Origin of the sequence: Salinibacter sp. (assembly GCF_036626415.1) — a bacterium.
GTDB lineage: Bacteria > Bacteroidota > Rhodothermia > Rhodothermales > Salinibacteraceae > Salinibacter.
Map to the genome: position 1 here is coordinate 1 of NZ_JAZKRW010000094.1, position 12,423 is coordinate 12,423.

Below are 12,423 nucleotides of genomic sequence, written 5' to 3' on the forward strand. Positions count from 1 at the left end.
GGCTCCGGGCGGAGTCTCCCCTCGACGACCGCTGGATCGTGAGCGATCCGGAGGCGCTGGTCGCGACGGTCGACACGCTTCTCGATCGGGAGGCGACCAGCGCGGACGCCCCTTGATCCTACGACCTGCTCTTTTTCACGAACAAGACCTCCCTTCGCTATGACACTCGGAATGATCGGACTCGGCAAGATGGGCGCGAACATGGGCCGGCGCCTCATGCGCGACGGGCACGAGGTCGTGGGCTTCGACCTCGACGAGAGCGCCGTACAGGAGATTGAAGATGATGGCGCCACAGGCGCAACCGCCCTCGACGCCCTTGTCGACGAATTGGACCCGCCCCGCGTCTGCTGGATGATGGTGCCGGCGGGCGACGCCGTGGACGCCACCCTCGACGACCTGCTGCCCCTCTTGGGCGAGGGCGACATCGTGGTGGACGGCGGCAACTCCAACTACAAAGACACCCTCCGCCGCGGCGAGCGCGCAGAAGAGCACGGCCTCCACTACGTCGACGTGGGCACCTCCGGCGGGGTGTGGGGCCTGGAGGAGGGGTACAGCATGATGGTGGGCGGCTCGGACGAGGCGATCGATCAGCTCCGGCCCGCCCTCACGACCCTCGCGCCCGGGCCGGACAAGGGCTGGGGCCACATGGGCGACGTCGGCTCCGGCCACTTCGTCAAGATGGTGCACAACGGCATCGAGTACGGCGTCATGCAGGCCTACGCCGAGGGCTTCGACATCATGAAGTCGAAGGAGACGTTCGACCTCGACCTTCAGCAGGTGGCCGAGACGTGGCGGTTCGGCAGCGTGGTGCGCTCCTGGCTGCTCGACCTCACGGCCCGTGCGCTGGACCAGGACCAGGACCTGCCCGACATTGCGCCGTGGGTGGACGACTCCGGCGAGGGCCGCTGGACGGTGAAGGAGGCCATCGACCTCGACGTGCCGGCGCCGGTCATCACCGACGCCCTCATCTCACGCCTCGACTCGCGGGTGGAGGACTCCTACACCCACAAGCTGCTCGCCGCCATGCGCAACCAGTTCGGCGGCCACGCGGTGAAGGACGCGGACGAGTAGCGAAACGTTCGGGCGGAAATTGCCTCTATTGAGCCGTCTACGCTCGCGGGAACAGGAGTGCTGAGGGGGGCGGGGGCAGCAACCAGTCTGCCGGACTCCGTGCGTCCAAGCCTCCGCAGCCTCCAAGCGTTCTACAGAGCATTCCCTAAAGCCGGCGGTTCCTACCGATCAACCTTCAACCCGAAACGTTCAACCTGCAACCGGACATGCCCGACATCCAGCCGCACCTGTTCGTCATCTTTGGGGCCACGGGGGACCTCACGAAGCGGAAGCTGATTCCGGCCCTCTACCACCTGATGCAGGACGAGGACGTGGCGCAACACTGCTACGTCCTCGGCACGGCCCGCTCCAACTGGTCCGACGAGCGGTTTCGGGAGGCGGCCCGGGACGCCCTCCGGGAGAAGGGGCACTCGGAAGAGGCGGTCTCGGAGTGGTGCGCCCGCAACCTCTTTTACCAGTGCCTCGGGGCAGAAGGCGACGACTACGGCGGCCTTCGCGACCGCATTGAGCAGCTGGAGCGCCACCTCGACCTGCCCGGCAACCGCGCCTTCTACCTGTCCCTGCCGCCCCGCATCTACGGCCCGGCCATCGAGGGCCTCGGGAACGCGGGCCTCAATACGAGCCCTGGCTGGACGCGCATCGTGGTCGAGAAGCCGTTCGGGGACGACCTCGATTCGGCGCAGGCCCTGAACGAGCAGGTCCACACCCACTTCGACGAGGACCAGGTCTACCGCATCGACCACTACCTGGGCAAGGAGACGGTGCAGAACCTGATGGCCTTCCGGTTCGGCAACGCCCTCTTCGAGTCCCTCTGGAATCGGGAGCACATCGATCGCGTCGAGATTACGGTGTCGGAATCGCTCGGCGTCGGGGGGCGCGGCGGGTACTACGACCAGTCCGGACACGTGCGCGACATGGTGCAGAACCACCTCACGCAGCTCTTGACCCTGGTGGCGATGGAGCCGCCCGCCAGCATGGACGCCGACGCCATCCGGGACGAGAAGGTGAAAGTGCTGCGGGCCACCCGGCAGCCCGACCCTGAGACCGACGTGGTGCTGGGCCAGTACGAGGCCGGCACGGTGAATGGGGAACCGGTGCCCGGCTATCGCGGCGAGCCGGACGTGCCGGAGGATTCCGGCACCGAGACGTTCGCGGCCCTGCGCCTTGACGTGGCCAACTGGCGGTGGCAGGGCGTGCCGTTCTTCCTGCGTGCCGGCAAGCGGCTGCCCCGCAAGCTCACGCAAATCGCCGTGCGCTTTCAGAGCGCCCCCGTGTCGCTCTTCCAGGCGGACGGCGCCCCCTGCGTCCCGCAGACCGCAAACTGCGAGGCGCCCCCGAACGAGCTTCTCATCACGCTGCAGCCGGACGAGGGGTTCGACCTCCGCTTCGAGGTGAAGGCGCCTGGCAGCAGCGAGAACGGCACCATGACCCTGGAGACGCAGCATCTCAGCTTCTCCTACGAGGACGCCTTCGGGCCCGTCCCCGACGCCTACGAGACGCTCCTGCGCGACATTATCGTGGGGGACCCCACGCTCTTCGTTCGGGGCGACGAGGTGGAGGCGTCGTGGCAGCTCTACGCCCCCATCCTGGAGGCGGACGCGCCCGCCCATGCCTACGAGGCGGGCACCTGGGGCCCCGACGCGGTGGACCGACTGCTTCCTTCCTGGAGCTCCACGGGCCGCGTCCGGCCCGCCCGCGCCTCGGCGGGCGCCGACATGCAGTAGGCCTGCACACGTGCCCTGGCATGGGCCTGCCCTCTTCTCTTCAGGAAGGCCTTCCCATGCCTTCCGTCGGCCCACACCCGCTGTCGGCCATGAAGCCCATGAATGAAGCCCATGGTTCGGACGGACGGGGAGCTACGGATCGGAGGCCGGAGCAACGGTTCTGCCGGGACACCTGCGCAGCACCGGGCAGCACCGGCAGGGCTCTTTTTCTCTGTGACTCTTTCTCAACCCCACACTCCACATCGTGTCCAACGCTGAATCATACGACCTCATTGTCATCGGCGCCGGCCAGGGCGGCGGCCCCCTCGCCGGCACCGTCGCCGAGGAGGGCCGAGACGTGGCCCTCCTCGAACGCAAGCACGTGGGCGGCACGTGCGTCAACGAAGGCTGCACGCCCACCAAGACCATGATCGCCAGCGCCCGGGTGGCGCACCTCGCCCGCCGCGCCGAGGACTACGGCGTGGAGGTCGGCGAGGTCTCGGTCGACATGAAGACGGTCCGCCGGCGCAAGCGCGACATCGTCGAGTCGTTTCGGGCCGGCAGTCGCAACGGCATCGAGGCGAAAGACCGCTTGGACCTGATCGAAGGCGACGGGCACTTCGTCGACGCGAGCACCGTGGAGGTCGCCCTCAACGACGGCGGCACGCGCAGGCTTACGGCGGACCGCATCGTGATCAACACGGGCACCCGCCCCGTCCTCCCGCCCATCGACGGCCTTGACACAGTCGACCCTTTGACCTCGACCTCGATCATGGAGCTCGGCGCCGTCCCCGACCATCTGCTCGTGCTCGGCGGCGGCTACATCGGGCTCGAATTCGGGCAAATGTTCCGCCGCTTCGGGGCCGAGGTAACGATCATCGACCGTGGCGACCACATCCTCAGCCGTGAGGACACCGACGTGGCGGAGGCGCTCCAGGACATCCTGCGGGAGGACGGGATCCGCGTTCTCAACGAGACCTCCATGACGGCCGTGGAGGAGGCCGACGGGACGATCACGGCCCACCTCGACGGCGACGATGCGCCGGCCCAGATTGTGGGCGACGAGCTGCTGGTGGCCGTGGGTCGGCGCCCCAACACCGACGATCTGAACTTAGAGGCGGCGGGGGTGGAGACCACCGAGCGCGGCCACGTACAGGTGGACGATCGTCTCGCCACCTCCACCGACGGCCTCTACGCGATTGGCGACGTGACGGGCGGCCCGGCCTTCACGCACGTCTCCTACGACGACTACCGCGTGCTCTGCGACAACTGGCTCTACGACGGAGACCGCACCACCGACGACCGGCTCATCGCCTACACCCTCTTCACCGACCCGCAGCTCGGCCGCGTGGGCCTTACCGAGGCGCAGGCCCGCGAGCAGGACCGGGACGTGACGGTGGCGCAGATGCCCATGACGCACGTGGCCCGCGCCCTGGAGGTCGATGAGACGCGCGGCCTCATGAAGGCCATCATCGACTCCGCAACGAACCAGTTGCTCGGCGCGGCCATTCTGGGCATTGAGGGGGGTGAAGTGATGTCCGTCCTGCAGACGGCGATGATGGGCAACCTGCCCGTCGACCGCCTCCAGGCCGCCCCCTTCGCCCACCCCACGCTGGCCGAGTCGCTTAACAACCTCTTCGCCGGCCTCAATCTCGGCCCGTCGGAGGGGCGGCCGCGCTGCGAAGAGGCGGGCGACACCGACTAAGTTTTCCTTTTCTCATCTCCCCCGGCTCCATGACGCCCCCCTCTCTTCGCTCGAAGCGGACGTTCCTCTCCGGCCTCTCGCTTGCGCTCGCCGCCGTGATGATTCTGGCGGGCTGTGGCAACGGGGCCTCGTCGGACGCCGTGGACGAGGAGAACGTCGTCCCCGAACGCGAGGTCGAGCGCCGCGTGGCGGCCGCCCGGGAGCGGCTGACGCAAAACGAGGGCGGGCAGCGCGTCCTGCGGGCCATCGAGGCGCACGGCGGGCTCGCGGCGTGGTACCGGGCCCCCACCAGCTCCTACACGTGGGAGTACGCCAACAAGGACGCCGACCTCCGCTTCAAGTCGTTCCTCGTCGTCGACAACCGTACGCGCCGGGCCTACCACGACCTGCTCACGACCGGTACGTACGACAACGCTCAGCCGGTGGACGCCCGCTTTGCGTGGGACGGGGAGCAGGCGTGGGTCGCCCCGGACTCGATTCAGCAGCCCAACCCGCGCTTCTGGGCCCTCTCCGGCTTCTACTTTCAGCAGATCCCGTTCGTCCTGGCGGACCCGGGCACGAACTACGAGGCCCTCCCGGACGACACCCTCGACGGGGCGCCACACGACATGGTCGAGATTACGTTCGGGGAGAACGTGGGCGACTCGCCCGACGACAGCTACACGCTCTACCTCGACAAGGAGTCCGGCCGGGTCGATGCCATCCGGTACACCGTCAGCTACGGGCGGGACGTGGGGCCGGACGAGGAGCTCTCCGAGACGTTCTTCGACTACCGGGACTACGTCACCGTCGACGGCCTGACGGTGCCCACCCGCTTCGAGGGCTACACGTATTCCGAGGACGAGGGGCCGGGCGACACGCTCCGCAACGAAGCCCGCGCCGACAGCATCTCCTACCGTCGCCCATTCGACGCGTCGAAGCTGGAGCCCCCCGAAAACGCACGGGTCGTGTCGCTGCCTGGCGAGGAGTAGGCGCTGTCTCTATGCGGCGATGCCCTCCCCCTGATACTGCGACGGCGGCGTGCCAAAGGCCTCCCGGAACGAGCGGGAGAAGTAGGACTGGCTGTTGAAGCCCACTGCGTAGGCCACCTCGCCAATCGTCACGTCCTCACGCTCTTCGAGCAGCCGGGCCCCGGCCTCCAGCCGGCGGCGGCGAATGAGCTGCACCGGCGTGCGGTCGTAGACCTCCTTCATCCGGCGTCGCAACTGGGAGGCGCTGAGGGCCGTCGCCGTCGCCAGCTCCGACACCCCAAAGTCCGGATCGGTGAGGTGCTCCGCGATGGCCGCTTCCACCCGCTCTCGCAGCGACGCCGTCTCTGCGGTGGCGGGAAGGGCCTCTTTCGCGTTCTCCACGCCGCGCCCCTCCCCCTCTGCCGTCGCTGTGTCGCCTCCCCCTTCGTCTCGAAACGCCTCTCGAAGCGTCCGTCGGGTGGCGATGAGATTCTCGATCCGTGCAATTAGTGCCTCCGGCTCGAACGGCTTGGTGAGGTACGCGTCGGCGCCCACGTCCAGTCCCTCCACCTTGTCCTCCAGGTCGGCCCGGGCCGTCAGGAAGACCACCGGGACGTGGTCGATGTCGGGGTCCTCTTTGATCTTCCGACACAACTCGAACCCGTCCACCTCCGGCATCATGATGTCGGTAATCACCAGGTCCGGCAGCAGCGTCCGCGCCAGGGTGTAGCCCTCTGCGCCGTCGTGGGCCTCTTCCACCCGATACTCCGGCTCCAGGTGGGTGCGCACGAGGGTGCAGATGATCGAGTTGTCGTCAATCACCAGCACGGTCGTCCGGTCCGCGTCGGGCGACTCGTCGGGCCCGTCCACTGCCGAACCCGTCGGGGCCTCTCGGCGAGACAGGGCCTTCCGGGAGAGGGCCAGGGGGCTCTTCCGGGAATCATTCCCTGGAGACGAGTCCCCTGCGCCATTCGCAGAGGACCTAGACTTCCCCTCTGAAGGGGGCCTGGCGGGGTCTGGCGGGCAGCGGGGAAGCCGAACGGCGTACCGCACCGTCCCGTCGGCCGTCCGGTCCACCCGCAGCGTGCCGCCGTGCAAATCGGCCAGCTCGTCCACGAGGCGCAACCCGAGCCTCGTGCTGATGCGGTCCGGGGGCCGAGGGGGCCGCCCGTCGCCGGCCCTCGTGTCGTCCGGAGCCGGACAGTCCGGCCCGCCTGTGTGCTCGACCACGAGCGCGAGGGCGTCTGATGAGGAGCCCGCGGGGTTGACGCTGACCTGAATCGTGCCGTCCGATTCCGCGGTCCGGAAGGCGCAGGAAAGCAGGTTGGCCAGCATTGTCTCCATCTTCGCCTCGTCGAACCGGGCGGTCGGGTTGTCGAGGGTTGACTCGAAGTGGAGCTGTACGCCTCGGCGCTCGGCGAGGGCCTCGAAGGACCGAACGCTCCGGACCACGACCGACGGCAGGCGTCCGTCGGTGGGCACGAGGGACATGCTGCCGGTCTCCAGCTCTGCCAGGTCCAGCAGCTGGTTGACGAGCCAGAGGAGGCGCTTCCCGTTCCGGTCCGCGAGGCGGAGTTGCGACCGCACCTCCTCGTCGAGCGCCCCGTACCGGCCGTCCAGCAGGGTGTCGATGGGGCCCAGGGTCAGGGTCAGCGGCCGCCGGAACGCGTGACTGATCTCTTCGAGGAACTGCGACCGGGCCGTGCGCTTCTCTTCGAGTGTCTCGACCCGATCGGTGGCCGTGTCGAGGGCCTCCTCGGCGGCCTTTCGCTCCTTGCGCGCCGCGCCGAGGCGGGCCGCCGCCCGTCCACGCATCCCCCGGAGGCGGCGCCAGTGCACGAGCCCCATCGCCCCGACGCCGCCCCCAGCGAGGAGCAGCCCCCCCCACAAGAGTGCGGCGAGGCCTGCCAGGCGTCCGGCCACGACCGCCCCGAGCCCGAGAAGGGCCGCGCCGACGGCCGCCCCCCACGACCCGGACCACGAAAGAACGTTGAGGCCATCAGAACCGGCCTCCGTGGGGGCATCCATGACAGAACTCAAGATTGAGCGCCAGTGAGATTGAGCGCGAGCGAGTAGGTGTCGGTGTGTGAGCACGCGCGCGGTTGCCGGCTGAACGCGACTGCCGACGGAAGAGGTGCGCATTGTGCACGTCAGCGAAGAGAAAAACGTATGCCAACGCCTCTGCCCGGCCCGAATCGCCCTCTAGCTGCGCCGTCGTCTCTTCCCTGCCCCGCCCCGCGCGCCACGTTGGGCCTTTGGAATAGAACCTGTGTAGAAACGAAACTTCCTGTCCCACCCGTCGCCCCCTGCCTCCAGCGCACGTCTTTTTCATCGGGGGGCCGCGGATATCTTTCCGGTTCCCCCGGTTCATGGCAGCCGGGGCGCCAACGCACCACGCCCGATGTTGCCCGGCCGGAAGCGGCTCGCTCCCATCAGGGGGTCATCAGATTTTCACGCCAGGCACTTGGCAAATCCGTCCCGCACTGCGACCCTTGTGTACGGGACGCACCAGCCCTGCCCCCAGAGCATCCGCAGTACGCCACATCCGCTCATCGTCTTCCTTCCCATGGCCTCCGACCAAATGACGTCGCGCGACAAGCTCGAGTCCATCGCCCTCAACCTCTGGTGGACCTGGACCCCCGAGGCGCGCACGCTCTTCCGGCGCCTCAACCCCGAGGTGTACCGGGCCTCGGACAACAACCCCCGGGCCGCCCTCGCAACGGCCAAGGACGCGGTGCTGAACGACCCCTCCTTTCAGGACGACGTGGACGCCGTCTACCAGCGCTACCGGACCTACATGGAGCGGTCGCCACAGGTGGAGGATGCCCCTGCGACGGCGTACTTCTGCATGGAGTACGGCCTTCACGAGAGCATACCGCTCTATTCGGGGGGGCTCGGCGTGCTGGCCGGCGATCATTCGAAGGCGGCGTCCGACCTGGGCCTGCCCTTCACGGGCATCGGCCTCTTTCTTCGGGAGGGATACTTTCGGCAATCGTTCGACGCCGACGGGTGGCAGGAGGCGACGTACCCCGTGCTCGACCCGGCGAAGCACCCCGTCTCGCTCGTCTCAGAGGGCGACGGCGAGCCGCTGACCGTCACGGTCCCCCTCGGCACCCACGAGATTGCGGTGCGGGCCTGGAAGGTAGCCCTCGGGCACACCAGCCTGTACCTGCTCGACACCGACTTCGACGCCAATCCGGACGAGTACCGCCCCCTTACGCGCCGTCTTTACCAGGGGGGCGACCACGAGCGGATCCGCCAGGAGATCGTCCTCGGCATCGGGGGGCTCCGGATGCTGCGGGCGCTGGACGTGACGCCCGACGTGTACCACGCCAACGAGGGCCACTGCGCCTTCCTCATGCTGGAGCTGCTGCGCGAGCGGCTCGCGGCGGGCGACGACCTTGCCGACGCCGAGGCATGGGTGCGCGACCGAAGCGTCTTTACCACCCACACGCCGGTGATGGCCGGGCACGACCACTTCGATCCCGACCTCTTTTCAGAGGCCATGGCCGGGTTCCGGGACGAAATTCACCTCAGCACGCACGACCTGCTCAGCTACGGGCGCGTTCGCCCGGACGACCACGAGGAGACGTTCACGATGACGGTGCTCGGCCTCAAGCTGTCGCGGGCGGCCAACGGCGTGTCGGAGCTCAACGGCCACGTGGCGCGGCAACAGTGGGAGGACCTCTACCCGGACCGGTCGCTCGACGAGGTCCCCATCGACGCCATCACAAACGGCGTCCACCTGCCCACCTGGACGGCCGAGCCGGCCCGCAACTTCTTCGCGGACCACATCCACGTCGACCTCACAGAGGCGCAGGCCCCGGACGACTGGACCGACCTCGCGGACCTGAGCGACGAGACGCTCTGGGACCTCCGGTGTGCGCTCCGCGAACGCCTGCTCAACTACGTCGAGGAGAAGGTGCAGGAGCAGAGCCTCCCGATGCACCCGGACCTCGACCCCGAGGCCCTCACCATCGGCTTTGCCCGCCGGTTTGCCACCTACAAGCGCGCGCCCCTCATCTTTCGGGACCGGGAGCGCGCCCGGGCGCTGTTTGCCGACGCGGATCGCCCCCTGCAGCTCCTCTACGCGGGGAAAGCCCACCCGGCCGACGACGCCGGCAAGGAGTTTATTCGGCGCATCTACGACATCAGTCAGGAGGAGGGCTTCGAAGGAAAAGTCGTCTTTCTGGAGAACTACGACATGGAGATGGGCCGCATGCTCACCTCCGGCTGCGACGTGTGGCTCAACAACCCGCGCCGCCCGCTGGAGGCCTCCGGCACGAGCGGGCAGAAGGTGGCCGCGCACGGCGGGCTCAACCTGAGCGTGCTCGACGGCTGGTGGCCCGAGGGCTACAACGGCAACAACGGCTGGGCCATCGGCCCGGAGCCGTCCGGCGACTACGGCACGGCCGACCCCGAGGTCCAGGACGAGCAGGACGCCGCCTCGCTTTATCGGCAGCTCGAAGAGGGCGTCCTCCCCACCTTTTACACCCGCAACGACAACGGCCTGCCCACCGGCTGGATCGACATGATGCGCGAGGCCATGACGGGCATCCCGGCCCCCTTCAGCGCCAAGCGGATGGTGCTCGACTACGTGGAGGAGATGTACCGAAACGGCGGGTGAGGGAGACGGAACCGTCCCCGTGCCGACGGACGCTGCCGCAGCGACCCGGCGGGGCTCACGGAAGGGTGCGGCCTGGAACGCCCGTGCGTGCTCGGCGCGTCTGTCCCGGTCAAGCTGCGCGCCCCCTCGCCCTGCGTCTGTCAGAGCAAGAGCAAGCGGATCGTGCGTCTCTTCTTTCGTCGAGCATCCCTCTCCTTCCGACCAAAGGTTACTGCTCGACGGCCCGCTCGAAAAACGACCACGCGAGCCGTGCTCCTTCCACGTCGTGGTTCTGGCGGCCCTGCAGCCGGTATTTAATCGAGGGCATGATGTGACCGCCGCCGTTTACCCGGCAAAATCGCACCTCCGCGCCAGAGCGACCCGCAGGCGGATCGGTCTCGCAGACGACCACGCTCCCGTCATTCGGGTCGCGGTCGGGCAGTTGCTCCTCCCTGCGCCGCGTGGTGTCAGCCTGATTTGCCTCGCCCCAGTCATCCCGGGTCGCCTCTGCCGAGGCAACCGTCCCGAACCCCCCCAAGCTGGGCGCAATCACGCCGCCGTCGTAGGGCATCAGCGGGTCGTCGGTCCCATTGACGATGAGCATCGGAACAGGAGCGGAGGCGTCTGGGCACTCCGACGGTGTGGGGCGATTTGCGATGAACGCCGCCGCAGCGGCAACCCGGCGGGGACGCTCGGTGGCCAGGCGGTAGGTCATCATGCCGCCGTTTGAGGCGCCGGTGGCCAGCGTCTGCTCCGTGTTGAGCGTAACTGCCGTGTCGGCAAATCGGTCGGCCGCCCAGTCTAGCAGGGCCACAATGAACCCAACGTCGTCGACATCCGGGCGGGCCCGCTCCTCCGGCCGGCAGTCGTTCCAGCCCTGCTTGTCTCCACTCGGCGCGCCGGTGTCGAGGTTGGTCCCGTTCGGCACGAGGAGCAAGGCTCCCTCGTCGTCGGCGATCTGCCGCCATTCCTGCGTCCCGCCCGCCCCAGAGCTGAAAATAGCGTTCATGCTCTGCGTCCCGCCATGCAGCACGACGACGATCGGCAGGGCAGCGGGCGGTTCCTCCGGCATATAAAATCGGAATTGGCGATCGAGGCCGTTGTGTTGAAGGGTGGCCTCGTGCCATCCGGGCGCCGGGGCCTTCGCCGACCCGGGATGGCTTCCAGAACCACTGCAGCCTACGAGGCAGACCATGAGAAGGAGGAGCCCCCACGGACCGGATGAAGAGAAGCGAAGGCTCACAACGACAAGGATCAGCTGAAATGGGCGGGAAAACATTCAATTCTGGCCGTCACCGCTCGAACTGCAACGTCCGGCGGAGTCACCATTCGCCCGTATCGTCACTCTCGGTCAGCGAAGTCGAAACACGCTGCCGCGACCGCTCGACAGCGACAGCAGCCCGGGTTCAGGTGTACCCGAGAGTATCTGCCCGTTTCGAGCCGCGTCAGATCAGAGGTGATCTGCCAGAAGCGAAGCATTCCACCGGCGCCTCAAATTCCGGAATTTGAGGCGAACACGATCTCTGTATCTTTTTCTCAAAACCGCCGACATCAGCTCCCTACACCAAGAAAATAGCTCCTTCTCCTTGACATTGGCGTAATAAGAGCGGGGGGTTATAGAGCAAGCTCATTCCTCGGCTCGCGGGGCTTTTTTCTTCAACTACGGAAGGTTCTCCAGATCATCCAGATCCTTGTGCTGCCCGCTCGCTTGTTTGTTCGTCTTCAGCTTCTCAAGTCCAATGAAGCAAATCGGCGTGCCATCATCCAACTCTTCTACAACGCGAGACGAGTAGCACTCCGCAAATGCAACACCGGTGACCGACGTTAAAATCTCAATCCGCAGGGGCGGGTGTCCCATGCGAACCACTCGATCTGGATCGACAAACAGATCGGGACTGAGCTTGGGCACGTCAAATCCAAACGCTTTGAGCGCCTGCATCAATCGTTCAGCGTTGGCCTCCATAGATTCGACCCAGACATCCATATCTCCGGTTGAACGCGGATATCCGTGGTAGCCGACGGCATATCCGCCCACGATCAGGTACTTAACCTCCTTCTCGCTGAGCAACCTCAAGAACTCTTTGAAGTCGCTCGGTAGGGTCATAGTCATAGTTGAGCTGTCGCAATTGTTCGACGGCGACCAGCCGCTCCTCTGGCGATTTCGCCCCCCAGTACGCCCGATTGTCGGATTGACCAGATAGGGTCGTCACAGAAAATGCGGATCGGTCCAGAGACGAAGAGTCGTCAATCACAGTCATGCAGGATCGTGCGAGAAACTGAGGACATGCTCTACTAACAAGCGAAGAATCAGATGGCTCCGCTCGTGCTCTATGACGACAACGATCAGCTGAAATGGGCGGGAAGACGCCCGACAAAATTTGGAACGGT

At 66.9% G+C, this 12,423-nt stretch carries 8 protein-coding genes; 5 read left to right on the forward strand and 3 right to left on the reverse strand.

Going from position 1 to position 12,423, the window contains the following annotated elements:
* The first annotated feature begins 159 nt into the window (after nucleotides 1–159).
* The 4 genes from gnd (at nucleotide 160) to V5A20_RS10410 (ending at nucleotide 5,450) form a co-directional block, all read left to right on the forward strand.
* A complete protein-coding gene (gene gnd, locus V5A20_RS10395; RefSeq protein ID WP_332316518.1) occupies nucleotides 160–1,071 on the forward strand; it encodes a phosphogluconate dehydrogenase (NAD(+)-dependent, decarboxylating) in 912 nt (303 codons plus the stop codon).
* Between the two features lie 206 nt (nucleotides 1,072–1,277).
* Nucleotides 1,278–2,795, forward strand: coding sequence for a glucose-6-phosphate dehydrogenase (gene zwf, locus V5A20_RS10400; protein ID WP_332316519.1), 1,518 nt, complete (start codon nucleotides 1,278–1,280; stop codon nucleotides 2,793–2,795).
* Nucleotides 2,796–3,039: 244 nt separating this feature from the next.
* Nucleotides 3,040–4,479, forward strand: a complete 1,440-nt coding sequence (locus tag V5A20_RS10405; protein ID WP_332327277.1) for a mercuric reductase — start codon at nucleotides 3,040–3,042, stop codon at nucleotides 4,477–4,479.
* A gap of 29 nt (nucleotides 4,480–4,508) precedes the next feature.
* Entirely contained in the window at nucleotides 4,509–5,450 is a 942-nt protein-coding gene (locus V5A20_RS10410; RefSeq protein WP_332316521.1) for a hypothetical protein, read from the forward strand.
* Between the two features lie 9 nt (nucleotides 5,451–5,459).
* Here the strand turns inward: V5A20_RS10410 and V5A20_RS10415 are convergent, their stop codons facing one another.
* Nucleotides 5,460–7,457, reverse strand: a complete 1,998-nt coding sequence (locus tag V5A20_RS10415; RefSeq protein WP_332327278.1) for a hybrid sensor histidine kinase/response regulator transcription factor — start codon at nucleotides 7,455–7,457, stop codon at nucleotides 5,460–5,462.
* 538 nt (nucleotides 7,458–7,995) lie between these two features.
* Here V5A20_RS10415 and glgP point away from each other — a divergent pair.
* Nucleotides 7,996–10,056: an alpha-glucan family phosphorylase gene (gene glgP / locus V5A20_RS10420; protein ID WP_332327279.1), complete on the forward strand. Its 2,061-nt coding sequence runs from the start codon at nucleotides 7,996–7,998 to the stop codon at nucleotides 10,054–10,056.
* A gap of 208 nt (nucleotides 10,057–10,264) precedes the next feature.
* Here glgP and V5A20_RS10425 read toward each other — a convergent pair whose 3' ends face one another.
* Both V5A20_RS10425 and V5A20_RS10430 read right to left on the reverse strand, forming a co-directional pair.
* Complete coding sequence (locus V5A20_RS10425; protein ID WP_332327280.1) at nucleotides 10,265–11,230, reverse strand: alpha/beta hydrolase family esterase; 966 nt, start codon at nucleotides 11,228–11,230, stop codon at nucleotides 10,265–10,267.
* Nucleotides 11,231–11,695: 465 nt separating this feature from the next.
* Nucleotides 11,696–12,145 carry a hypothetical protein gene (locus tag V5A20_RS10430; protein ID WP_332327281.1) on the reverse strand — a complete coding sequence of 150 codons (450 nt, stop codon included), beginning with the start codon at nucleotides 12,143–12,145 and terminating at the stop codon, nucleotides 11,696–11,698.
* Nucleotides 12,146–12,423: the final 278 nt, after the last annotated feature.

Coding starts and splice junctions, on each gene's coding strand:
- glgP (WP_332327279.1), top strand. CDS start 7,996: ATGGCCTCCGACCAAATGACGTCGCGCGACAAGCTCGAGTCCATCGCC.
- V5A20_RS10410 (WP_332316521.1), top strand. CDS start 4,509: ATGACGCCCCCCTCTCTTCGCTCGAAGCGGACGTTCCTCTCCGGCCTC.
- gnd (WP_332316518.1), top strand. CDS start 160: ATGACACTCGGAATGATCGGACTCGGCAAGATGGGCGCGAACATGGGC.
- V5A20_RS10415 (WP_332327278.1), bottom strand. CDS start 7,457: ATGGATGCCCCCACGGAGGCCGGTTCTGATGGCCTCAACGTTCTTTCG.
- V5A20_RS10430 (WP_332327281.1), bottom strand. CDS start 12,145: ATGACTATGACCCTACCGAGCGACTTCAAAGAGTTCTTGAGGTTGCTC.
- zwf (WP_332316519.1), top strand. CDS start 1,278: ATGCCCGACATCCAGCCGCACCTGTTCGTCATCTTTGGGGCCACGGGG.
- V5A20_RS10425 (WP_332327280.1), bottom strand. CDS start 11,230: ATGGTCTGCCTCGTAGGCTGCAGTGGTTCTGGAAGCCATCCCGGGTCG.